The organism is Streptacidiphilus jeojiensis, assembly GCF_042510965.1.
GTDB classification, from domain to species: Bacteria; Actinomycetota; Actinomycetes; order Streptomycetales; family Streptomycetaceae; genus Streptacidiphilus; species Streptacidiphilus jeojiensis.
In genome coordinates this window covers 11,271-35,365 of the sequence record NZ_JBEUKS010000022.1, presented here as the reverse complement: position 1 = coordinate 35,365, position 24,095 = coordinate 11,271, and the positions used below count along the sequence as shown (strand labels likewise).

The 24,095-nt window shown below is 71.0% G+C and carries 15 protein-coding genes; 4 read left to right on the top strand and 11 right to left on the bottom strand.

Annotation, left to right across the window (positions count from 1 at the left end; all coding sequences use genetic code 11):
* Positions 1–103: 103 nt before the first annotated feature.
* A complete protein-coding gene (locus ABUW04_RS38410) occupies positions 104–1,486 on the bottom strand; it encodes a hypothetical protein (RefSeq protein WP_380568933.1) in 1,383 nt (460 codons plus the stop codon).
* Positions 1,487–1,866: 380 nt separating this feature from the next.
* Between ABUW04_RS38410 and ABUW04_RS38405 the strand changes: the two genes are divergently transcribed.
* Both ABUW04_RS38405 and ABUW04_RS38400 read left to right on the top strand, forming a co-directional pair.
* Positions 1,867–2,970 (top strand): glycosyltransferase 87 family protein, encoded by a 1,104-nt coding sequence (locus tag ABUW04_RS38405; protein ID WP_380568932.1) that lies wholly within the window; start codon positions 1,867–1,869, stop codon positions 2,968–2,970.
* Between the two features lie 18 nt (positions 2,971–2,988).
* A complete protein-coding gene (locus tag ABUW04_RS38400; RefSeq protein WP_380525267.1) occupies positions 2,989–4,527 on the top strand; it encodes a methyltransferase domain-containing protein in 1,539 nt (512 codons plus the stop codon).
* Between the two features lie 69 nt (positions 4,528–4,596).
* Here ABUW04_RS38400 and ABUW04_RS38395 read toward each other — a convergent pair whose 3' ends face one another.
* The 4 genes from ABUW04_RS38395 to ABUW04_RS38380 all read right to left on the bottom strand — a co-directional run bounded on the left by ABUW04_RS38395 (position 4,597) and on the right by ABUW04_RS38380 (position 12,715).
* On the bottom strand, positions 4,597–9,558 hold the full coding sequence (locus ABUW04_RS38395; protein WP_380568931.1) for an NAD-glutamate dehydrogenase: 4,962 nt from the start codon (positions 9,556–9,558) through the stop codon (positions 4,597–4,599).
* 263 nt (positions 9,559–9,821) lie between these two features.
* Entirely contained in the window at positions 9,822–11,447 is a 1,626-nt protein-coding gene (gene pruA / locus ABUW04_RS38390) for an L-glutamate gamma-semialdehyde dehydrogenase (protein WP_380568930.1), read from the bottom strand.
* Between the two features lie 13 nt (positions 11,448–11,460).
* Positions 11,461–12,117: an HAD family hydrolase gene (locus ABUW04_RS38385; RefSeq protein WP_380568929.1), complete on the bottom strand. Its 657-nt coding sequence runs from the start codon at positions 12,115–12,117 to the stop codon at positions 11,461–11,463.
* Between the two features lie 82 nt (positions 12,118–12,199).
* Positions 12,200–12,715, bottom strand: a complete 516-nt coding sequence (locus ABUW04_RS38380; protein ID WP_380568928.1) for a DUF6912 family protein — start codon at positions 12,713–12,715, stop codon at positions 12,200–12,202.
* A 308-nt stretch (positions 12,716–13,023) separates the two neighbouring features.
* Between ABUW04_RS38380 and ABUW04_RS38375 the strand changes: the two genes are divergently transcribed.
* On the top strand, positions 13,024–13,461 hold the full coding sequence (locus ABUW04_RS38375; protein ID WP_380568927.1) for an Rv3235 family protein: 438 nt from the start codon (positions 13,024–13,026) through the stop codon (positions 13,459–13,461).
* A gap of 33 nt (positions 13,462–13,494) precedes the next feature.
* Here the strand turns inward: ABUW04_RS38375 and secA are convergent, their stop codons facing one another.
* Complete coding sequence (gene secA / locus ABUW04_RS38370) at positions 13,495–16,257, bottom strand: preprotein translocase subunit SecA (protein ID WP_030260662.1); 2,763 nt, start codon at positions 16,255–16,257, stop codon at positions 13,495–13,497.
* Positions 16,258–16,502: 245 nt separating this feature from the next.
* Between secA and ABUW04_RS38365 the strand changes: the two genes are divergently transcribed.
* The gene (locus tag ABUW04_RS38365) at positions 16,503–17,048 is read left to right on the top strand and encodes a GNAT family N-acetyltransferase (protein WP_380568926.1); all 546 of its coding nucleotides are present in this window, start codon (positions 16,503–16,505) and stop codon (positions 17,046–17,048) included.
* A 19-nt stretch (positions 17,049–17,067) separates the two neighbouring features.
* On the opposite strand, the gene ABUW04_RS38360 is transcribed toward ABUW04_RS38365, so the two are convergent.
* From ABUW04_RS38360 to ABUW04_RS38340, 5 genes are all read right to left on the bottom strand, one after another.
* Positions 17,068–17,919 (bottom strand): endo alpha-1,4 polygalactosaminidase, encoded by an 852-nt coding sequence (locus tag ABUW04_RS38360; protein ID WP_380568925.1) that lies wholly within the window; start codon positions 17,917–17,919, stop codon positions 17,068–17,070.
* A complete protein-coding gene (locus ABUW04_RS38355) occupies positions 17,916–18,671 on the bottom strand; it encodes a spherulation-specific family 4 protein (protein WP_380568923.1) in 756 nt (251 codons plus the stop codon). Before ABUW04_RS38355 ends, ABUW04_RS38360 begins: the two co-directional genes overlap by 4 nt.
* A 56-nt stretch (positions 18,672–18,727) precedes the next feature.
* Positions 18,728–20,131 (bottom strand): hypothetical protein, encoded by a 1,404-nt coding sequence (locus ABUW04_RS38350; protein WP_380568921.1) that lies wholly within the window; start codon positions 20,129–20,131, stop codon positions 18,728–18,730.
* A complete protein-coding gene (gene pelF / locus ABUW04_RS38345) occupies positions 20,128–21,603 on the bottom strand; it encodes a GT4 family glycosyltransferase PelF (protein ID WP_380568920.1) in 1,476 nt (491 codons plus the stop codon). The genes ABUW04_RS38350 and pelF overlap by 4 nt, the downstream gene beginning before the upstream one ends.
* Positions 21,604–21,720: 117 nt before the next feature.
* Positions 21,721–23,952, bottom strand: coding sequence for a hypothetical protein (locus ABUW04_RS38340; RefSeq protein WP_380568919.1), 2,232 nt, complete (start codon positions 23,950–23,952; stop codon positions 21,721–21,723).
* Between the last annotated feature and the right edge of the window lie 143 nt (positions 23,953–24,095).

The following is a 24,095-nucleotide window of genomic DNA, read 5'->3' as shown; positions in this document are numbered from 1 at the left end:
ACTCTTCGACTGAGCAAGAACTGGACCATAACTTGCAGGGAGAGCCACGCCAATAGATCGCACAGGCTTCGACTCCCGAACGCATACCGATCCGATATCGGTGTCACACAGTGACCGTCCCGGCCTTCGCGGCCGAGGCCTCCGCGACCGGGCCGGCCGGGTGTCGCCGCAGGTGGCGGGCGATGCCGAGGCCCAGGACCAGGGCCACCGTCCAGCATCCCCCGGAGTAACTGGCCTCCAGCCGTGCCATGACAGAACCCGGCAGCAACGCCAACCCGAGGAACACCGCGGCTCCCAGGGCCCACGCGGTGCCCTGGGCCCGCTGCCGGTTCATCGCCAACTGCCCCTGGCTGAGGATCAGGGCCAGCAGCAGTCCGGCGGTCGCGAGCGAGAGCACGGCGAAGTCACCGTTCCCGAGCGCCCGGGGGGTGTGGAACAGCGTCGTCGCGAGCCAGGGTCCGAGCACTCCGCTGAGCAGCAGCCCGGCCGCGCCCAGCAGCAGCGCGCCCGCGGTCGCCCCCAGCAGCTGCCGCCGGAAGGCCGCACGGTTCCCCAGCGCGTAGGCACGGCTGAGCACGCTGAGCACGGACGGCTGCACCGAGACCGCCGCGAAGATCGGCAGCCGGACGATGATCATGGCGCTGAGCAGCGCGGCGGTGAGCGCCGACCCGGCGCTCTTCATCGACGCGCTGGTCATCAGCTCGGCCAGGACCACAGGGGCGTTCGGCAGCACCTGGCCGAGCAGGGTGGAGAAGGTCAGCGGGGCCAGGCCCTTGCGCAGTTCCGTCGGCCCGGCCGCCGGCCCCGGCTGCGCGGTGCGGGCCGTCGTGGCGATGCCGGCGGCCACCGAGATCAGCGGCGCCAGGCTGAGCAGCAGCGCGAACGGGAGCGGCGCGGTGACCCCGGCCAGGCTCAGGGCCAGCGCCAGGACCACCCGCAGGACCGAGTCGATGCCCAACTGCGCGCCGTACGCCCGGAAGTGTCCGGAGCCGGCGAGCAGGCCGCGGCTGATGTGGACCACCGAGAGCCCGGCCAGCGCCGCGCCCAGCGCCCAGACCAGCGACCGGTCGCCGCGGAACAGCTGCCGGGCCAGCGGTCCGGCGAACAGGCCGAGACCGGCCAGGCAGAGCAGCAGCAGGCTCATCGAGATCCGCACCCCGCGCAGCGCCAGCGGCCCGACCCCCTCGCCGCGGGCCCGCCGCGCGGCCACCACCCGCGTCAACTCCTGCTCCAGCGGCAGGAAGAGGCCGGTGCCCACGGAGAACGCCAGCGACCACAGCACCGAGAGGCCCGCCATGGCATCGACCGAGAGGGTCCGCCCGGCGATGGCCAGGTACACGTAGGAGGCCAGCGCCAGGGCGCAGACCCCACCGCCGACCGGGATCGTGCCCGGCGGAAGCCGGCGCAGCGCCGTACGCAGCACGGTACGCAGCGCGCTCGCCCTGGAGTCGGCTGCCGTCCTGGGGGCGGGAATGGGATCGGGCACGGTTTCGGCCTCTCGAAGTGCGGTTCCGGGCGGTTGCCCGCCGTCCACTCCAGGCTGAATAGGTAAACGTATCGGCCTGAATGGATCGAGTACGGTAAGAAGTTCTTGACCGATGCTCAGTTGTATTGCGCGCCGTATAGTATCCGCCCATGTCGCCGCCCGCACAGCAAACCCACATAGGCTCAACCACCCGCGCTCGATCGGTAGTTCTAGCTGTATCACTGGTGTTCCTGGCCTTGAAGGCCTGGCTGGCGGCCACGACCCACGGAACCGACGACGTCCGCACATTCGAGCAGTTCGCCCGAATCATCGGCCGTGTGGGCCCGGTAGGAATCTACGGCGTACCGCACGCGGCCGGTGGCCTTTACAACCATCCTCCTTTGACCGGCGACCTGCTGTGGATCCTCCAGCAAATCAGCCGGGAGGGGGTGTCCTTTCCGCTGCTGATCAGGCTCCCGGCCATCGTCGCGGATGTTTTCACCAGCCTGCTGGTATTCGAATTGGTACGCGACTGGACCGGTAGCGACCGCCGGGCCATGTGGGCCGGGGCGGGAATGGCCTGCAGCCCCGTTCTGATCATCATCTCGGGATTCCACGGGAACATCGACCCGGTGTTCATCCTCCTGGTGCTGCTCTCGGTATGGCTGCTGACACGGCGTCGGCTGCCGCTGCCGGCCGGCTGCGTCTTCGCACTGGCCCTCAGCATCAAGGTGGTCCCGCTGGTCGCCCTGCCGGTGCTGCTGCTGTGGGCGCTGCTGCGCGGCCGCCGCACGCTGCTGCTGTTCGCCGCCGGCCTGGCGGCCACCCTCGCCGTGGTCTGGGGGCCGGCCGTGGTGGCGCACTGGCCCGCCCTGCGCGACAACGTCCTCGGCTACAACGGCTGGAGCACACCGCAGTGGGGCCTCGCCCAGGTCCTCCAGGACCTCGGGATCCGGTCCGCCGAACTGCGCTCCGTACTGGACCATCTGCGCACGCCGGTGGTCCTCGTCTCCGCGCTGCTGGGCATGGGCCTGGTGCTGCGCCGCAGGGACGCCCTCGCCCCCGCCGTGGGCATCTCGCTGGCCACCCTGCTGCTGCTGAGCACCGCCACCGGCACCCAGTACCTCACCTGGGCCGTGGCCGGCCTCTTCCTCGCCGAACCATGGACCGCGCTGGTCTACAGCCTGATGGGCGGTCTGTTCCTCTACCGGCTCTACGACTCCTGGAGCCGGGGGACCTGGGACGTCGCCAGGGCCACCAGCTGGTCCGGCGCCAACACCCAGCTGGCACTGCTCAGCTGGGCCGCGCTGGCCGCCGCACTGGTCTGCTCGGTGCGCGCGGTGCTGCGCTCCCCGGCCGCCGCGGGCCCGGCCCCGAAGCCGGCGGCCACGGCCGACGCCCCGTCAGAGGACTTCCAGGAGCAGCCGGCGGAACGCCGGCTCAGCTCCGCGGTCCGCTCCGCCCTACGTGCTCCCGCCGACGCCGCCGACATCACGGAATCCTGATCCCCAGTGGAGAGAACCTTGTCACCCAGTCCGATCGAGTCCCCGCGCATCGGCGTCCTCGTCGTCGCCTACAACGCCGAGTCGACGCTGGAGAAGACCCTCAGCCGGATACCGGTGGACTTCCGACCGCGGATCAGCGAGATCCTGATCATGGACGACGCCAGCCACGACACCACCTTCCTGGCCGGCTGGCGCTGGTCCCAGCAGGAGGACGCGCCGCCCACCGTGGTCATGCGGCACACCAAGAACCTGGGCTACGGCGGCAACCAGAAGGCCGGCTACCGGCTCGCCATGGAACGGCAGCTGGACATCGTGGTGATGCTGCACGGCGACGGGCAGTACGCCCCCGAGCGGCTCGCCGACATGGTGGCGCCGATCGAGTCGGGCGAGGCCGACGCGGTCTTCGGCTCGCGGATGATGGAGGGCGGTGCCGCCCGCCGCGGCGGCATGCCGGCCTACAAGTACCTGGGCAACCGCATCCTCACCAGGATCGAGAACGGCCTGCTGAACACCAGCCTCACCGAGTTCCACTCGGGCTACCGGGCCTACCGGGTGTCGGCCCTGGCCGAGCTGCTGATCGAGAACAACACCGACGCCTTCGACTTCGACACCCAGATCATCGTCCAGCTGATCGACGCCGGTAAGCGCATCGTCGAGATCCCGATCCCGACCTACTACGGCGACGAGATCTGCTACGTCAACGGGGTCAGGTACGCCAAGGACGTGGTCAAGGACGTGCTGCAGTACCGGCTGGCCCAGAAGGGCTTCGGCACCTGCCCCTGGATACCCAAGCCGGAGGAGTACGCCTTCAAGGAGGGCGACGGCTCCTCGCACGCCGCCATCCTGGAGATGCTGCAGGGCGTCCCGCCGTCCAGGATCCTGGACCTGGGCTGCTCCGGCGGGCTGTTCGCGGAACGCGTCCGGGCCCTCGGCCACGAGGTCACCGGGGTGGACTACATCGAGGTGGAGGGCGTGCGCGAGCGGACCGACCGCTTCCTGCTGGCCGACCTCAACAACGGCCTCCCGGACGACGTGGGGGACGGCTACGACCTGGTCGTGGCCGGTGACGTGATCGAGCACCTGCACCGCCCGGAGCGGGTGCTGGAGGAGATCCGCACGGTGCTGCGGCCCGGCGGTGAGCTGCTGCTCTCGGTGCCCAACATCGGCCACTGGTACTCCCGCGGCCGGGTGGCGCTCGGCGGTTTCGACTACGACCGCCGCGGCATCCTCGACGAGACCCATCTGCGCTTCTACTCCCGGGCCAGCCTGCGCCGGGCGATGCGCACGGCCGGCTACGACCTGCTCGGGCTCAGCTTCACCGGCTCCCCCTTCGTCAACTTCGCCGGCGAGGACAGCGTGGTCACCAGGATCGCCGGGGGCGTCTCCAAGGCCCTGGTGAAGGCCCGGCCGACGCTGTTCGGCTACCAGCTGGTCGCCCGGCTCACCCCGCACGCCGAGCGCATCCTCACCGTGGGCGATGGCGACCACGTCGAGGAGCTGCTGCTGCACCAGTCCGCCAGGGCCGGCAGCGGCAGCATCCACGGCGCCGCCGGCTGAGACCCTGCTCCGAGAACGCCGCTGGGCGGACCCCGAACGGGGCCCGCCCAGCGGCGTCGTGACGACCGGTCAGCGCATCGAACCGCTCTTCAGCAGGGTCCGGATCACCCGCATCGCGACACTGAGGTTGGCCAGGTCGTAGGCCTCCGCACCCCTTATGTCGTCCAGCGTGGCCCGGGCCCGGTTCACCAGCGTGGCGTTGGTCTGCGACCAGGCCTGGAACCGCTGCTCCGGGGTCGACCCCGGATCGCCGTGGTTCAGCAGGTCCGCGGTGAGCGAGGCGTGCGCGGCGAACAGGTCCTCCCTGATCGCGGCCCGGGCCATGGACTGCCAGCGGTCCCCGCGGGGCAGTTCGATGATCCGGTCCAGCAGGTTGGAGATCTGCAGCCGGTCGGCCAGGTCGTAGTACAGCTCAGCGACGGTGCGGACGTCCTGGCCGGTGCGGTCGGCCGTCTCGACGATGTCCAGGGTCGGGAAGACCGAGGACAGCCCGGCCACCCGGACCGCCAGCTCGGCCGGCACCCCGGCCTCCGCCAGCTCGCCGTAGACCAGGTCGAACCACTCCCGGTCCGAGCCGTGCAGCAGCTCCGGCAGCAGGCTCCAGACCTGGTTGCAGCGCTCCCGGAACATCTCGATGGTGCCCGCGATGTCCAGCGGCTGGCGCCGGTTGTTGAGCAGCCAGCGGGTGGCCCGCTCCACCAGGCGGCGGCTGTGCAGCCGCATCCGGGTCTGCACCGCGGCGGGGACCCGGTTGTCCAGGCCCTCGATCTGCGCCCACATGCCCTTGAGGTCGAAGATCGCCCGGGCCGCCGTGTGCGAGCGGACGATCTCCTCGTAGGTGGCCCCGGTCTCCTCCTTCAGCCGGAAGGCGAAGGTGCAGCCGCCGCGGTTGATGGTCTCGTTGACCAGCACCGTGGTGATGATCTCCCGGCGCAGCGCATGGGCGTCGATCTGGTCGCCGAAGCGCTGCTGCAGCTGGGCCGGGAAGTAGCGGTGCAGCTTGCCCTGGAGGTAGGCGTCGTCCGGCAGGTCCGAGGCCAGGATCTCGTCGGCCAGGGTGATCTTGGTGTAGGCCAGCAGCACCGACAGCTCGGGCTGGGTGAGCCCGCGTCCGGCCGAGGCCCGCTCGCGGATCTGCGAACCGTTGGGCAGGAACTCCAGGGACCGGTTGAGGTGCCCGTCGGCGACCAGCCTGCGCATCATCCGGGAGTGCACGTCGAGCATGCTCGGCGCCTGCGCCAGGGCGTTGGCCAGGGCCACGTTCTGGGCGTAGTTGTTCTCCAGGACGTGTGTGCCGACCTCGTCGGTCATCTCGGCCAGCAGGGCGTTGCGCTGCTTGACCGTCAGATCGCCGTCGGTGACCACCCGGTTGAGCAGGATCTTGATGTTCACCTCGTGGTCGGAGGTGTCCACGCCGGCGGAGTTGTCGATGGCGTCGGTGTTGACCGCGCCGCCGGTGCGCTCGCCGTACTCGCCGACCGGGCCGCCGCTGGTGGCGAACTCGATCCGGCCCAGTTGGGTGGCGCCCAGGTTGCCGCCCTCGCCCAGCACCTTCACCCGCAGGTCCGCGCCGTCGACCCGGATCGCGTCATTGGCCTTGTCGCCGACCTCGGCGTTGTTCTCCGCCGAGGACTTGACGTAGGTGCCGATGCCGCCGTTCCACAGCAGGTCGACCGGGGCCAGCAGGATGGCCTTCATCAGCTCGGCGGGGGTGAGCCGGCCGACGCCGTCGGCGATGCCGAGCGCGGCCCGCATCTGCGCGGTGATGTTGATCGACTTGGCGCTGCGCGGGAAGACCCCGCCGCCGGCCGAGATCAGTGCCTTGTCGTAGTCCTCCCAGGAGCTGCGCGGCAGGTCGAACAGCCGCTTGCGCTCGGCGAAGGAGGCGGCCGCCGCCGGGGTGGGGTCGATGAAGATGTTGCGGTGGTCGAAGGCCGCCACCAGCCGGATGTGCTCGCTGAGCAGCATGCCGTTGCCGAAGACGTCGCCGGACATGTCGCCGACGCCGACCACGGTGAAGTCCTCGGTCTGGGTGTCGTGGCCCAGCTCGCGGAAGTGCCGCTTCACCGACTCCCAGGCGCCGCGGGCGGTGATGCCCATGCCCTTGTGGTCGTAGCCGGCCGAGCCGCCGGAGGCGAAGGCGTCGCCGAGCCAGAAGCCGTAGGACTCGGCCACCTCGTTGGCGATGTCGGAGAAGGTCGCGGTGCCCTTGTCCGCGGCGACCACCAGGTAGGTGTCGTCGCCGTCGTGCCGCACCACGTCCTTGGGCGGGATCACCCCGACCTCGGGGACCAGGTTGTCGGTGATGTCCAGCAGACCGCAGATGAAGGTCTTGTAGGAGGCGATGCCCTCGGCCAGCCAGGCGGCCCGGTCCACGGTCGGGTCCGGCAGCTGCTTGGCGACGAAGCCGCCCTTGGAGCCGACCGGGACGATCACGGTGTTCTTCACCATCTGCGCCTTGACCAGGCCCAGCACCTCGGTGCGGAAGTCCTCGCGCCGGTCCGACCAGCGCAGCCCGCCACGGGCGACCTTGCCGAAGCGCAGGTGCACGCCCTCGACCTGCGGCGAGTAGACCCAGATCTCGTAGGCCGGGCGCGGCGCGGGCAGGTCCGGGATGGCCTGCGGGTCGAACTTCATCGAGACGTAGGAGTGCGGCTCGCCGGTGACGGCGTCGCGCTGGAAGAAGTTGGTCCGCAGGGTGGCCTTGATCAGGGTGAGGAAGGAGCGCAGGATGCGGTCCTCGTCCAGGCTGACCACCTGGTCCAGGGCGCCGTCCAGCTCCTCCATGATCCCGTCGGTGAGCTCCTCGCCGCCGGAGCGGTGGGCCGGCGAGAGCCGGGCCTCGAACAGGTTCACCAGCAGCCGGGTGGTGTGGACGTTGTTGGTGAGCGCGTCCTCCACGTAGTCCTGGGAGAAGGTGGACCCGGCCTGCCTGAGGTACTTGGCGTAGGCGCGCAGCACCACGGCCTGACGCCAGTTCAGTCCGGCCCGCAGGATCAGCGAGTTGAAGCCGTCGTTCTCGGCCCGGCCGGTCCAGGCGGCGGCGAAGGCCTCCTGGAAGCGGTCCCTGGCGTCCTCGTTGACCGTGCTGGCGACGTCGGCCGGCAGCCGCAGGCCGAAGTCGTACACCCAGGCGACGGTGGAGTCGCTGCGGCGCAGCTCGTACGGGTGCTCGTCCAGCACCTCGACGCCGAGCCGCTGCAGCACCGGCAGCACGTCGCTGAGCGAGACCGAGCCGCCGACCCAGTAGATCTTGAAGCGGCGTTCGCCCTCGGCGGCGTCCACCGGCTGGTAGAGGTTCAGCCGGAAGTCGGTCGGGCCGGTCAGCAGCTCCAGCTGGCGCAGGTCGGCGACGGCGGTGGCCGGGGTGAAGTCGGCGCGGTAGCCGTCCGGGAAGGCGTTGGCGTAGCGGCGCGACGCCTCGGCGGCGCGCTCCTCGCCGCACTCGCGGACCAGCACCTCGCCGAAGCCGTCCATCCAGGAGCGGGCCGCCTCGGCGAGCTTGGCCTCCAGCCGCTCGACGTCGGAGTCGGAGAGCTTGGGCAGCTCGCTGCCCGGCTCGACCCGGACCACGAAGTGCAGCCGGGCCAGCACCGACTCGGTGTTCCAGGCGGTGTAGTCGATGGCGGTGCCGCTGAGCTCCTTCATCAGCAGGTCCATCAGCCGCAGCCGGACCCGGGTGGTGTAGCGGTCGCGCGGCAGGTAGACCAGCGCGGAGAAGTAGCGGCCGTACTCGTCCTGGCGCAGGAACAGCCGCAGCTTGCGGCGCTCCTGCAGGTAGAGCACGCTCAGCGCGACCGAGAGCAGCTCGTCGGCCGGGGTCTGGAACAGCTCGTCGCGGGGGTAGGTCTCCAGGATCTGCACCAGGTCGCGGGCGTCGTGGCTCTCGACGGTGAAGCCGGACTCGGCGACCACCTGCTGGACCTTGCGGCGCACCACCGGGATGCGGTTGACCGACTCGGTGTAGGCGGCGGCGGAGAGCAGGCCGAGGAAGCGGCGCTCGCCGACGACATTGCCCTGCGCGTCGAACTTCTTGACGCCGACGTAGTCCAGGTAGGACGGGCGGTGCACGGTGGAGCGGCTGTTGGCCTTGGTCAGCACCAGCAGCTTCTTCTCCCGGGCCTTGGCGCGGGCCGGGGCGGTCAGCCGGCCGAAGGAGGCGGAGGCCATCGTGTCGCCGGCGTGGGCGTCAGCGCGCGGGTCGGAGCGCAGCACGCCGAGGCCGGTGCCGGGCAGGGCCTGCAGCAGGTCCTCCCCGTCCGGGCCCTGCACCAGGTCGTACTCGCGGTAGCCGAGGAAGGTGAAGTGGTCGGCGGAGAGCCAGCGCAGCAGCTCCTGCGCCTCCTCCACCTCCTGGGCCGGCAGTTCCTTGGGCGGCTCGGTGCCCAGCTCGTCGGCGAGGCGCAGCGCGCCGTCGCGCATCTTGCCCCAGTCCTCGACGACCTCGCGGACGTCGTTCAGGACCCGGCGCAGATCGGCCTCGATGGCGCGCAGGTCCTCGCGGTCGGTCTCCCGGTCGATCTCGACGTGCATCCAGGACTCGAGCTGGGCGTCCTGCGGCTGGTCGGCGCCGGCGGCGTTGCAGGCGTCGGTGTCCAGGATCTCCAGCAGCCTGCCGGTGATGTCACGGCGGACCAGCAGCTGAGGGTGGATCACCACGTGGATGGCGCGATTCTGACGGGTCAGCTCATTGGTCACCGAGTCGACCAGGAAGGGCATGTCGTCGGTGACGATCTCGACCACGGTGTGGCCGCAGGACCAGCCGTTCTCCTCGACCGAGGGGGTGGAGACCCGGACCTCGGCGGTGCCCTGCGGTCTGCGGGCGGCGAGGCGGTGGTGCGAGGCCGCGGCGCCGTAGACGTCGACCGGGTCCCGGTCGAGCAGGTCCTCGGGGGCGGTGTGCAGGTAGTAGTGCTTCAGGTAAGAGGCGAGCGAGCCGCCGGCTCCGTCGCCGAACTCCGTACCGGAGTCTCCCTGGACTGTCGCCTTGCTGAGCAGTTCGGCCTTCGCCGCGTCCAGCTGGGTCTGCATGGCTATCTGGCTCCTGTCGCGCGCCGTTGCGTGACTCGGTGGTGTGCGTAGGTCTGGCATCCCGCCGGGTCTGTCCGTATCCTCCCGCATGTCCGGATGAGGATGCGAACCGCCCGGCGAAATCCCGCCTTTCGCGAGGTTTCCCAGCGAGCCTAACTGGGGTAAGAGACCCTGTCAGGGGCCGGAACGGTGCACTGCGTCAGGAACATTGGTCCCTCCTGTACGAGTTGTCCAACCCGCCCCCGCGGGTCCCGGCGGCTGCTCTAGAGCATGTGCGGGTAGCGGTAGTCGGTGGGCGGCACGAAGGTCTCCTTGATGGACCGGGTGGAGGTCCAGCGCAGCAGGTTCTGCGCCGATCCCGCCTTGTCGTTGGTGCCCGAGGCCCGCGCGCCGCCGAAGGGCTGCTGGCCCACCACCGCGCCGGTCGGCTTGTCGTTGACGTAGAAGTTGCCCGCGGCGAAGCGCAGCCGTTGTGCCGCCGCCGCGATCGCGGCCCGGTCCCGGGCGATGACCGCGCCGGTCAGGGCGTAGGGGGCGACCGACTCCAACTGGTCCAGGGTCTGCTCCCAGCGGCCGTCCTCGTAGACGTGGACCGCCAGGACCGGACCGAAGTACTCGGTCGAGAAGATCTCATGGCGGGGGTCGGTGGAAATGATCACAGTGGGGCTGACGAAGTATCCGATGGCGTCGTCGCAGTGGCCGCCGGCCACGATGTCCAGGCTGTGGTCGTTGCGCGCCCGGTCGATGGCGTCCTTGTTCTTCGCGTAGGCCCGGGCGTCGATCAGCGCGCCCATGAAGCTGGAGAAGTCGGTGACGTCGCCGACGGTCAGACCGCGCACCTCGGCCAGGAAGTCGTCCTTCATCAGCCGCCACAGGCTGCGCGGGATGTAGGCGCGCGACGCCGCCGAGCACTTCTGCCCCTGGTACTCGAACGCCCCCCGCACCAGCGCGGTGCGCAGCACCGCGGGGTCCGCGCTGGGGTGCGCGACCACGAAGTCCTTGCCCCCGGTCTCGCCGACCAGCCGGGGGTAGCCGCGGTAGCCGGAGATATTGGCGCCGACGGTCCGCCACAGCTGCTGGAACGTCCCGGTCGAACCGGTGAAGTGGATCCCGGCCAGGTCCGGGTGGACCAGCGCGACCTGCGACAGCGCCTGGCCGTCGCCGGTCACCAGGTTGATCACACCGGGCGGCAGCCCGGCCTCCTCCAGCAGCCGCATGGTGTACCAGGCCGACAGGGTCTGCGTGGGCGAGGGCTTCCAGACCACCGTGTTGCCCATCAGCGCCGGCGCGGTGGGCAGATTCCCGGCGATGGCGGTGAAGTTGAAGGGGGTGACGGCGCAGACGAAGCCCTCCAGCGGCCGGTGGTCGCTGCGGTTCCACACCCCCGGGCTGCTGACCGGCTGCTCTGCCAGGATCTGCCGGGCGAAGTGGACGTTGAAGCGCCAGAAGTCGACCAGCTCGCAGGGCGCGTCGATCTCCGCCTGCTGCACGGTCTTGGACTGGCCCAGCATGGTGGCCGCCGCGACGGTCTCCCGCCACGGCCCGGCCAGCAGGTCGGCGGCGCGCAGGAAGACCGCAGCCCGGTCGTCGAAGGACAGCTCCCGCCAGCCGGGGGCCGCCGCGAGCGCGGCGTCCACCGCGAGTTGGACGTCCTCCCGGGTGGCGTTGCCCAGCACGCCCAGCCTGGCCGCGTGGTGGTGCGGCTGGACCACCTCGATGCGTTCGCCGCCGCCCATCCGCTGCACCCCGCCGACGGTCATCGACAGCGTCGCGTACTCCCCGGCGAGCTGCCCGAGTCTGGACTCGATCCGGGCCCGCTCGGGACTGCCGGGGGCGTACCCGTGGATCGGCTCGTTCACGGGCAGCGGTACCTGGGTGACAGCGTCCATACGTCCTATGCTGTCATGATTTGACCAGGTCCTGGGCATATCCGACGGCCTCGGCCAGGGTGTCGGCGACCGGCACGCCGACCCGCTCCAGCTCCGACCGCGCGTGCGAGCCGCCGCTGAACAGCACCGCGTGCGCTCCGACATGGGCCGCCGCGAGCGCGTCGTCGACCACGTCGCCGATGAGCACGGTGCGGGACGGGTCCACGCCCTCGGCCTGAATGGCCGCCAGATGCCGGACCAGGTGCTCGGCCTTGCCGCTGACGCCGCTGCTGGCGGCCCGGCCGTCGACCCGTATGAAGTGCCGCTCCACACCGAGCCGGCGCACCAGTGGGACCAGGTCGGCGTGGGTGTACATGGACAGCAGCGACTGCGACCCGGACCATCCGGCCAGGGCCTCGGCGGCCCCCTCGGTCAGCCGGCAGCCGTCCCTGAGCGCCTCGTAGTGGCGGTGGAAGCGGGCGTCCATGACCACCCACTCCTCCGCGGTCGGGGTCCGACCCATCACCTGCTCGTAGAAGCCGATGACCGGGACCTGGTACTGCTCGCGGTACTGCTGGACGGTGAGCGGGGCGAGTTGGATCGCGGCGAAGGCGGCGTTGCTCGCCTCCACCACCACCTCGATGTCGTCGAAGAGCGTGCCGTTCCAGTCCCAGACGATGTGTGCGCGCATGGCCGCACGGTACCCGGCGACTCCGACAACCGGGGAGGCGGGACGTTCCGCGGGACAGTGCGCAGACTGCTCCGCGGGGAGGTCAGGCCAGCAGGCCGGGGATCTCCTGGGTCGCGAACCAGAGCAGCTCGTGGTCCTCGGCGCCGTCCACGGTGAACCTGGCGTCCTCGTCCCCGGTGTCCGCGGCGGCCACCGCGGCGGCGGCGGCCGCGACGTCCTCGCGGACCTCGGCCTCGTCGGCGTCCGCGTGCACCGCGGCCGCCCTGGCCAACGGCGGGGCCTCGGACAGGGACACCGCGCCGAGGGCGGCGGCGTCCGCGTGCTCGGCGTCGTTCTGCAGCACGACCGCGCCGTCCGGCACGTCCAGGGCGACGACCACCCGGCGGCGCGGAGCCGCGCCGTCCGCGGCGAGCAGGCGCAGCGAGGACTGGGCGGCGCGCACCAGGGCGGCGTACTCCAGTTCCTCGATGTCGTCGCTGAGGTACCACTCGCGCAGCGCCGGGGTGACCGCGTAGGCCCGCAGCGGCAGCGGCCCCAGGCTTCCGTCGGCGTGCGCCTGCGCCAGCGCGTGCAGGGTGGTGGGGACGTACACGCGCATGGGGGCACTCCGGTCGACGGTGGGGTGGGACCGGCGTCCAGCATATGCGGCCGGACCACCGGAGCCGCGCAGCCGGGCCTCCCCCACGAATGCCTGCGGAGAGTCACCGATCGAGTGGGCTTTGACTGCGCTGCGTGACCGGCCGCGGGCCGGAGTAATCGGCGTCCTCCCAGCTCAGGACCGTTTGCTCACTCGGATAGGTGAACTTCGCCGGAGCCTCGGGGGCCGCGGCGGGAGCCTTGTCGCTGTCGGTGGCAGCCGATACCACTGGCCTCACGCACACCACCGCGAGTCAAGGGGGTACGGGCATGGTCGACACTGCGACCACCGGGGTCAGGATCGGGCGGGTACACGGGCTCGGAGCGGTCAGGGCCAGACACGGCGGCCCGATGCCCACCCGTACCGGTCACAACACGCTGGCGCGGCACTACGCGGTACGGCTGCTGGAGGTGCTCAGCGGGCACCGGGTCTGCGACCAGCTCGCCGCGCTGGCCACCGAGGAGGTCTACGACGACGTCAGGACACTGGTCCGGCGGCGCTCCCTGCACGGCCCGGGGCCGGGCGGCGCACGCCCGGTGCTGCGGCGGGTCTTCGACGACTCCCCCGCGCCCGGAGTGCTGGAGGTGACCGCCACGGTCGGCGTCGACGAGCGGCTGGAGTTCCTGGCCTTCCGGCTGGAGCAGCACCGCACGCCGAGGCGCCCGGAACCGGCATGGCGGTTCACCGCCCTGGAGACCAGGTGGTGAACCGCCATGGGGCTGTTCGGAATCCGAGCGGTGCTACTTCTTGCGGCGACGGCCCTTCGCGGCCTTGCGGCGCTCGGCGCGGGTGCCGCTCTCCTCGTCCGTCTCGTCCTCGACATCGCCGGTGGCGAAGTCGCCCTCGATCACGCCGCCCTCGCCGTCGACCGACGGCGCGGTGTAGTGCAGCCGGTCCGGACGCTGCGGGGCCTCCAGGCCCTTGGCGCGGATCTCGGGACGCGCGTCCTCGGGGGCCTTGTCCATCACGATGGTGTTGCCGTCGGCGACCGGGACCTCCTCGACCTGCTGCTCGACCTGGACCTCCAGGTTGAACAGGTAGCCGACGGACTCCTCCTTGATGCCCTCCATCATGGCGGCGAACATGTCGAAGCCCTCGCGCTGGTACTCGACCAGCGGGTCGCGCTGGGCCAGGGCCCGCATGCCGATGCCCTCCTGGAGGTAGTCCATCTCGTAGAGGTGCTCGCGCCAGCGGCGGTCCAGCACCGAGAGCACCACCCGGCGCTCCAGCTCGCGCATCACGGCCTCGCCGAGCTGGCTCTCGCGATCGACGTACTTGGCGTGCAGGTCCTCCTTGATCGCGTCGGCGAGCAGGTCGGAGGTGATGCCGGCCCGGTCGCCGTCCTCGCCCTCCAGCTCCTCCACGGTGAGGCCGATCGGGTAGAGCTGCCCCAGCGCCTGCCAGAGCTTGTCGAAGTCCCACTCCTCGGCGAAGCCCTCGGCGGTGGCGTTCTTGACGTAGGCGTCGACCGTGTCGTCCATGAAGTGGTCGATCTGCTCGCGCAGGTCCTCGCCCTCCAGGACCCGGCGGCGCTCGCCGTAGATCACCTCGCGCTGACGGCTGAGCACCTCGTCGTACTTCAGCACGTTCTTGCGGATCTCGAAGTTCTGCTGCTCGACCTGGGTCTGCGCGGAGGCGATGGCGCGGGTGACCATCTTGGACTCGATCGGCACGTCCTCGGGGACGTTGGCCATCGACAGCACGCGCTCGACCATGCCGGCCTTGAACAGGCGCATCAGGTCGTCGCCCAGGGACAGGTAGAACCGGGACTCGCCCGGGTCGCCCTGGCGGCCGGAGCGGCCGCGGAGCTGGTTGTCGATCCGGCGCGACTCGTGCCGCTCGGTGCCGAGCACGTAGAGGCCGCCCAGGTCCTGGACCTCCTCCTGCTCGGCCTTGACCGCGGCCTTGGCCTTGTCCAGGGCCTCGCCCCAGGCGGCCTCGTACTCCTCCGGGGTGTCCACCGGGGAGAGCCCGCGCTGGGCCAGCTCGGCGGCGGCCAGGTGCTCGGGGTTGCCGCCGAGCATGATGTCGGTGCCTCGGCCGGCCATGTTGGTGGCGACGGTGACCGCGCCGCGGCGCCCGGCCTGGGCGACCACCTGGGCCTCGCGCTCGTGCTGCTTGGCGTTGAGCACCTCGTGCTGGACGCCGCGCTTGCGCAGCTCCTGCGACAGGTACTCGGACTTCTCGACGCTGGTGGTGCCGACCAGGATCGGCTGGCCCTTCTCGTGCTTCTCGACGATGTCCTCGACCACGGCGGCGAACTTGGCCGGCTCGGACTTGTAGATCAGGTCCGGCTGGTCGGTGCGCTGCGGGGTCTTGTTGGTCGGGATCGGGACGACGCCCAGCTTGTAGATCTGGTGGAACTCGGCCGCCTCGGTCTGCGCGGTACCGGTCATCCCGGAGAGCTTGTCGTACAGGCGGAAGAAGTTCTGCAGGGTGATGGTGGCCAGGGTCTGGTTCTCGTTCTGGATCTCCACCCCCTCCTTGGCCTCGATCGCCTGGTGCATGCCCTCGTTGTAGCGGCGGCCGGCCAGCACACGGCCGGTGTGCTCGTCGACGATCAGGACCTCGCCGTTCATGACGACGTAGTCCTTGTCCTTCTTGTAGAGCTCCTTGGCCTTGATGGCGTTGTTGAGGAAGCCCACCAGCGGGGTGTTCACCGACTCGTAGAGGTTGTCGATGCCCAGGTAGTCCTCGACCCGGGTGACACCCTCCTCCAGCACGCCGACGGTGCGCTTCTTCTCGTCGACCTCGTAGTCGCGGTCCAGCTTGAGCCGGGTGACCAGCTTGGCGAAGTCGCCGTACCACTTGGTGGCCTGGTCGGCCGGGCCGGAGATGATCAGCGGGGTACGGGCCTCGTCGATCAGGATCGAGTCGACCTCGTCGACGACGGCGAAGTTGTGGCCCCGCTGCACCAGCTCCTCCTGCGACCACGCCATGTTGTCGCGGAGGTAGTCGAAGCCGAACTCGTTGTTGGTGCCGTAGGTGATGTCGCAGAGGTACTGCTTGCGGCGCTCGGCCGGGCTCATGTTGGCGAGGATCACACCGACCTCGAGGCCGAGGAAGCGGTGCACCCGGCCCATCCACTCCGAGTCGCGCTCGGCGAGGTAGTCGTTGGTGGTGATCAGGTGCACGCCCTTGCCGGACAGCGCGTTCAGATAGGTGGGGAGCGTGCCGACCAGGGTCTTGCCCTCACCGGTGCGCATCTCGGCCACATATCCCATGTGCAACGCGGCGCCGCCCATGATCTGGACGTCGTAGTGGCGCTGCCCGAGGGTGCGCTGGGCCGCCTCGCGCACGGTGGCGAATGCCTCGGGGAGGATGTCGTCGAGGGACTCGCCGTCCGCGAGGCGCTCCCGGTACTCGTCGGTGAGCGCACGCAGCTCGGCGTCCGTCAGGTTGACGAAGTCCTCTTCGATGGAATTGACCTGGGCGGCAATGCGGTGCAGCTTGCGAAGGATCTTTCCTTCGCCTGCGCGCAGGATCTTGTCGAAGACGGACACGTGGGCTGGCTCCTTGCCTGGGCTGGCACTGGGCGGTCTGTGCACTTGTGTTCTGCGCACCGGCGATGGAGACGCACCACCGCGTGGCCATCGTATGCGAGGAAACGAGCGGGTCGGGAGGTCCGTCAGCAGACCAGCTGAGTGTCACTCTCCCGAGGGGGTCGGCCAGTCCGTCCAACAGTGAACAAAACGGACATGAAAAAATCCTGAAGCGGTCCGTTCGCCGCCTGGGCCATAATCTGCCGATGGAACCCGTGATCTTGGAAACACCCCGGCTGATCCTCCGCCCCTTCACCGGGGCCGACCTCGACGCGATCACCGCGGCCTGCCAGGACGAGGCCATCCAGCGTTGGACTCCGGTCCCGGTCCCCTACACCCGCGAGGACGCCCGCTTCTTCGTCGAGGAGGTCTGCGCGACCGGCTGGCGCGAGGAGACCCTGTTCAACCTGGGCACCTTCACCCGGGACGGCGGGGAACTGGTCTCGTCCATAGGGCTGCACCAGGGGCTGACCCGCCCCAGCGGCGTCGTGGAGATCGGCTACTGGACCGCCAAGGAGCAGCGCGGCCACGGCTACACCGCAGAGGCGGCCACGGCCATGTGCCGCTGGGCCTTCGGGACGCTGGGCGCGCACCGGCTGGAATGGCTGGCCGGGGTCGGCAACGAGGGGTCCTGGGCGGTGGCCAGGAAGGTGGGCTTCATCATGGAGGGCACCGTGCGCTCCCGGATGGACCTGCGCGGAGCGAAGATCGACGGCTGGCTCGGCTCGCTGCTGCCGTCCGACCTGGGCTGACCCGGCCTGGGCTGAGAGATCAGCAGGCCTGTCGCCAGGCGTCCAGGGCCAGGTGCTTGCGCAGGGCGCTGAACCCGAGCCGTCGGGCCTGCGGACAGAACGCGGCCGTCGGCAGGTTGTACTCGGCCTCGAAGACCGCCTTCCCGCGCTCGACGAACGGCGTCAGCTGATCGCACTCGCGGTACTCGGCGCACTGCTCGTTCACCGCGAAATCGAAGTCGCCGACCAGTTGCGGCACCTGGTCCAGGTCGTTCTTGAGCCCGACCGCCAGCCCCCTGGCGTGGGCAAGCCCGGCGACCATGCGGTTGAAGGCGAGCTGGTCGGCCGCGGTGAGCGGGAAGCCGCTGTCGTTCTGGTAGCCGTCGACGTTGTCAGGCTCCACTGCGTCGAAGCCCTTGCTGCGGCACAGGTCGAACCGCCTGCCGAGGATCGGCCGCAGCGTGTCGAGGCGGCGGATGTCCAACCAGCGCTCGCCCTGCCAGCCGTTGCCCGATCCCAGCAGCGAAGCGGGGTAGGCGGAGCGGTCCGGGCGGAAGTCCTCGTAGGCGCCGGCGTTGACGTAGCAGATCACCTTGCGGCCCTTGGCGTGCAACGCGGCCACCACGGCCGCGCCGGTGTCGAAGCCGTCGATGTCGTACACCGCCGCGTCCACGCCGGTGTCCACGGTGCCGCTGAGCTGCCACTGCCAGCTGGTGCCGGGGGTCGGCTGCCAGCGGGCGCCGGAACCGGGGCTGGTGCTGGAGCTGGGAGCCGTGTCACCGGAACCAGGAGGGCGGGTCGGCTGTCCGCCCGTCCCGCCCGAGGTGCAGCCGGCCAGGGCCAGCAGCAGCGCCGCGGCGGCGACGGCCGGCCCGGTCCGGGTCCACCTCACGCCGTCCCCTGCCCGGTCCGTACGACCGGTGCGGCCGATGCAGCCGGTGCGGCTGTCAGCAGCAGCTCCGGCATCACCACGGACCAGGGGTTGTCGCCGCTCCCCGGGGTGGCATAGCAGTAGCCGGCGCGGTGGCGGCGGGCGGACTCGCGGATCCCGGCGCAGTCCTCCGGGGTCGCCCCGTGCACCAGGTGCGCGAAGCGCCGCTCCGGGAAGTCCATGGTCCACTCCGGTACCAGCAGCCTCCGGTGGCAGGCCGCGTCGCCCTCGAAGGTGACCACCACGTCGGCGAACTCCGTATATCCCGGGTCCGGGTGCGTCCCCGGGTTGAGCACCACCTGCCAGGCCTCCAGCGAACGGGCCGCGACCGCCAACCTCCGGTAGTGGGCCAGCAGTTCGGGCGCCGCGGCGGCCTGGTCCAGGAACACGCCCCCGATCCGGTACCAGTCCTGGTAGCGCTCGATGTCGGCGACCACCTCGTGGTGGCTCCGCCTGCCGTAGTCGGTGTCCACATAGCCGAGCAGCGGCACCCCCGCCGTGCTCAGCAGTGCGGCCGCCTCGACGAACTCCGGTTGCGGAGCGCTGCCGGGACCGCTCGCCGGGTTGAACACCACCCAGGCCACGGACGCCGCGTGCGCCGCCGTCGCCTCCCAGGCAGCAGGGTCCGCCCCGGGGTGGACGTACAACGGCACCAGCAGGCACCGCTCCACCGGCTCGTCTCCCGGCCCGTCTCCCGGCTCACCGGTCGTCACTTCCGTTCTCCTTCGTCCGCTGGGTTCAGAGTGTCAGTTGTCGGTGTCGGGCGGTGTCACCTGTGCACCGTGACCCGGCCCAGCGACCAGCAGGCGACGGCCAGCAGCAGCGCGGCGGCGGTCGATCCCACCACCAGTTCCGTCGCACCGGCGACCGTCGCGGCCGCCGCCGGGGTGCAGATCCCGGCCGCGGCCCAGGCCAGCCCGAAGGCCTGGAGCAGCAGCGCCGTCCAGATGGTCGCCCCCAGCGCGAGCAGCCCCGGCAACTGCTCCCCGAGCGAGCCGCCGGCCAGGGCCGTCCCGACCGCCCCGCCGAGTACGGCGAGCAGGACGAGATAGCTGGCCAGGCCCAGGGCCAGCGACCGGGCCGACAGCAGCGCGAATCCCCGTGCGGTGTGGGCGGCGCGCAGCGCGCCGTGGATCCGGTTCCGGTACCCGTACAGCAGCCACTCGGCCGGGCCCATGCTGATGGTGAGCGCCACCGTGGGGCCCAGGTCGAGATGGCCGCCGCGCAGGGCGATGCCCAGGGTGAGCAGCGACATCGCCATGCCGAACAGGCCGTGCGGCACCGATGTCCGCAGCGGCGGCAGCGGCTCGATCGCGCTGTCACCGTCCGCCTCCGCCAGGCAGCCGCGCAGCTCGCGCCCGGCCAGACGCAGCGTCAGCAGCACGGTGCAGAGCAGCAGGAGTGCCGTCAGCGGGGTCGGGTGGACCAGCCCCAGCAGGACCGCGGCCCCGCCCAGCGTCGCCGGGGCCAGCGCACGGAGCAGCAGTTGCTCCCGGCCCAGCACCAGCAGCACGCAGGAGCTGCCGAGGTAGACCGCCTGGCCGCCGCAGAAGAGCAGCACCCCGCCGCTGTGGTGGCCGGCCGCCAGCACGCCGACCAGGGCGCCGAGCATCCCCAACCCGGTCCCCACCAGGGCACCGCGCAGCAGGCAGCGTCCGCCGGAGCGGCGCAGGCCACGGCCCAGCCTGGCATGGGTGCGGTGCGCCAGCGCCTGGTTCCAGGCCCAGTTGAACAGGACCGACAGGGCCAGCGCAAAGGTTCCGTGCGGCAGGCCGCCGGCGTCCGGCGGGCCCTTGAGCATCGGGGCGCCCAGCGGAAAGGCCAGGCCGGGCAGGGCGTAGAGGCAGCCGCGCAGCACGCTGGTGGACAGCGGGGCGTGCCACGGCGACACGGCCGCCTCGGGTTCCGGATAACTGCGCGGGGTCTCCGCGTACAGGTCCTCGGCGAGCTCGAAGGCGTCCGATCTGCCGTAGCGGCGCTGGACCTGACGGTCAGTCACCCCCTCGGCCTCGATGGCGGCGGCCACCTCGAAAGGGTGCACTGCGGCCGCTGCGACGCTCCCGAAGCGCAGCGCCGCCTCCGCCGCCGGGTCCAGCGGTCCGACCGGCCTCGGCAGCGGCTCCGGCAGTGGGCTGAGCCGCAGGCCCGGCCGCAACTCCAGGACGGCGCTCATGCGGTGGCCGCCATCCGGGAGCGCATCGGCGTCGGGTCGCCGGCCGGTGACCAGAGCCGGGTCGGATCCTCCAGCAGTGCCTCGTAGACGGTGCGGAAGGTCGCCACCGTCCGGCCCAGGGTGAACTGTTCGATGACCCGGGCCCGGGCGGCGTCGCCCAGTTCCTGCCGGCGCCGCTGGTCCCGGAGCAGGCCGACGGCGGCCCGCGCCATCGCCTCGGGATCCCTGGGCGGGACCACCAGGCCGGTGTCGGCGACGGCCTCGCGCACCCCGCCGACATCCGTGGAGACGGTGGCCCGGCCGCAGGCCATCGCCTCGATCAGGCTGAACGGGAAGCCTTCGGAGATGCTGGACAGCATCACCACGCTGCTGGCCGCGTAGGCGTGCCGGACCGTGTCGATCCGCCCCTCGAAGGTCACCGCGGCGGCGACCCCGAGCTCCGCCGCCAGCGCCCGGCAGCGCTCCAGATAGGCTTCACCGCCGGCCGGGGGCGCTCCGAAGAGGCGCAGCGCGGCATTCGGAATCTCCGCCCTGACCAGGGCGAAGGCCTGGATCAGGGTCTCCAGGTCCTTGATCGGGTCGACCCGGCCGGCCCAGCTGAGCGTCGGCGCCTCGGGTTCCGGTCCGGCATAGGGGAAGAGCTCCGGATCGACCCCGTTGTAGACGGTGCGGATCCGCTGCGGATCGCAGCCCCCGCGCTCCTCCCAGCGGCGGTTGTAGCGGTTGCACGGAGTGATCAGATCGGCGCCGCGGTAGCCCTCGGTGGCCAGCAGCCGGAAGAAGCCCAGGATGAGCGCCTTGACCGGCCAGCGGTACGGCGCCGAGCGGTAGCTGAGATAGCGTTCCCGCAGGTAGATACCGTGTTCCGAGAGCAACAGCGGAACCCCGTGGAAGCGCCGGGCGGTGAGCCCGGGCAGTACCGCGAGACCGCCGGTGACCGCGTGCGCCACACCCCGGCTGGGCGGCTGCACGGTCAGCGGCCGCAGCGCGTGCTCCAGCAGGTCGGTGGCCTCCAGCGCGTCCTGGACCGTGGGCCGGGAGGCGTGGGTCGCCAGGAAGGGCCGCTGCCAGAGCTTCTGCAGCGAGCGCAGCGCGCCCTCGGTGCGCAGCGCCGCCGTGAGCGAGCCGCCGGTGAGGGCGAACTCGGCCAGCTCGTACAGCTCGTCGGCGAAGTACTTCTCGAAGTCCTGGTCCAGCAGCGACAGCAGGAAGCGTTCGTACCCGGCCAGGAAGCGGCGCAGGTCACGGCCGCGCGGCGCGGAACCACCGGGGGTGCGCCCCCACAGCGGTACCGAGCTGACCGAGGCGACCTGCGGTGGCAGCGTCCAGACCTGGGGCTCGCGTCCGCTCCCGGTGATGCCCAGCACATGGAAGCGCACATCGGGCATGCCCTGGACGAGCTGGTCGCACCAGACGCTCACCCCGCCGTGTACATAGGGATAGGTGCCCTCGGTGAGGAGGGTTACTTCCACTGGTCCGTGCATGTCCCTGCGTTCCCCCTGCTCCAGATGTTCGCGGCGCGGCGTGTCCGGGGCCCGTGGTGTCGGAGGGGCCCCGGACGCGGTCCGGTCAGATGCTGCGGTCCTCGGTCAGAGCAGGGCGCCGACCAGCTTGGCGACCCCGGCGACCGTCAGCGGCACCAGGTTCTTCACCCCGTTGGGCACGACCGGCGTGGTGCTGGAGGTGGGCGGCGTGCTGGAGCCGGCGCTCGGGCTGCTGCTCGGGCTGCTGCTGGGCGTCGTGGCCGCGCCGGCCGCCGGCGCCGCGGGAGTCCCGGCGGCGTTCAGCTTGAGCGTGACATTCCCCTGCAGCAGACCCGGGCTGACCCAGCCGGAGAGCTCCCCGGCGTAGGCGCTGCCGAAGGCGCTGGTGCCCAGCAGCTGCTGCTGCACCGTGCCGGTGGGCACGGTGACCTGGGCGGCGACACCGCTGGGAGCGGTGACCGTGACCGTGCTGCCGACGCGGTAGCCGCTGGCGGTCCCGGCGGTGACCGCCGCCTGCCAGGCGGTGCGCTGCTTGAGCTCGGCGCCGATGGCGGACTCGCGCAGGTTGACGATCGGCGCGTTGGCGGCGAAGAGGTTGGCGTAGCTGTCGAAGATCTGGTTCAGCACCGGGTAGAGGATCCGGTCCTCGGCCAGGTTGGACTGGTGCGCGTAGGTCGGCAGCGGGCTGTTGTCGATGATGTGCCCGAGGTCGATCCGCGCCTCCAGCGGCGCGATGTAGCTGCTGTACCCGGTGGACTCGTCCAGCGGCGCGGGCAGGCAGGTGCTGGTGGCCGGGTTGGCGGTGCACAGTCCACTGCCGCCCTGCGCGGTGCTGGTGTAGAGCCAGTTGTACTCGTCCACCTCGTCATTGGTGTGACCGGCGTTGTAGTACACGTTCATCGGGTAGCGCGGCACCGTCAGCGCCGACCCCACCGCTCGCTGGTTCGCCTCGCGGGAGTGGTCGCTGCCGGTCCACTTGACCCCGGCGGCGGCCAGCGCGGGCGCCAGGTTCGGGTTGTCCACCGGCTGCTGCGGCAGCGTCGCCAGACCCGAGTGCTCGCCGGTGACCAGCTCGGTGTTGTCCGTGCTGAAGCCGTGGCTGGCGGCCCACTGCTGGTTCTGGGTGATCGCCGTCTGGATGGTCGCCTTGCTCACCCAGGCGGTGCTGCCGTCGGCGTTGGTGGTGCAGGACCACGGCACCGTGGCGGTGTTCTGGACGCAGCCCAGGAAGGGGTGGTCGTAGGTGTGGTTCACCCAGCGGAACGAGGACTTGGCCGCCGTCAGCGCGGTCAGCAGCGGGTCCGATCCGGTCGCGGCGACCTGCTCGTCGCTGCCCCCGCCGTTGAACAGGAAGTCGAAGGTGAAGTTGTGCGCCTGCTCCCACTGCTGGGCGTAGGTGACGTCGGCAGGGGTCATCCGGATGGTGGACTCGGCCGGGGTGCCGCTGCAGGCCGAAGCGGCGTCACCCGGCGTGCACTTGGCAGTGGAGCTCCAGCGGTCGTCCGGCAGGAACACGTCGTCGATGTGCTGCTCGTAGTAGTTGCGGTCGTAGCCGAGGTGGATGCCCTGGGTCATCCAGTCGACGATGCCGCGGGCGAGCAGCCGGTACTGCTCCTGGTACTGGTTGTAGGCGAAGGTCAGCACCAGTTCGGAGACGCCGCCGTGGTCGTACTCGCCCGCCAGTACACCCTGCGAGCTGCTGCCCGGGATCGGGGCGGTGGCCAGCGGGGTGAAGGTCGCCCCGGCCGCCTGGGTGGCCAGCGGGGTGGCCAGGTAGCCGTAGCTCTCGGTCACGGTGGGGTCGTTGTCCTCGAACGGCAGCGTCCCCTTGAGGTACTTGAACGGCCCGGCCAGCCCGGCCGCCGTGACCGTCCCGGTGGTGCCGTCCAGCGAGCCGATGTAGCCGGGATCGGCGGCGTAGTTGAGCCCGACGGCCGGCTGGGCGTAGGTGTAGGCGTCGACCTGGCGGACCCCGAAGGTCTGCTCGTAGCTGGTCAGTGCCGCCATCTCGGCCGAACCGGCCGCGAAGGGGGCGTTGTTGGGCAGCACCACGGCCTGGAACTTGCCCTCGGCCTGGCCGTTGGCGGTGCCGCTGAGGAAGGCGGCGTTGATCGTCGGCCGGTTGCTGTCCGCGAGCTTCACCACCGTGTAGGGAGTGCCGGAGATGTCCATCTCGTTCATGATCGCGGCGGTGGCCGGCCCGCCGTCGTCCACGACCAGCACTCTGAGGTCGATGCGCTGCGCGGCGGTCGCCGCATGTGCTCCGGCGGCCGGTGCCACGGCTGCCAGCAGTCCCGCCGCGGTGAACGCGGCGGCCCAACGGGTCCTACGACCCATGATGTCCCCTCCAGAGGCACCCCACGTCCGAGTGGGCATGCCGAAGTACGGATGTGGCGCGATACCCCGCGCCTCAATGGAATGAAGTGGCCCCCGACACTCAAGGAAGTCGCCCCGTCGCCCCCACGACTGTCCGCGCCCGC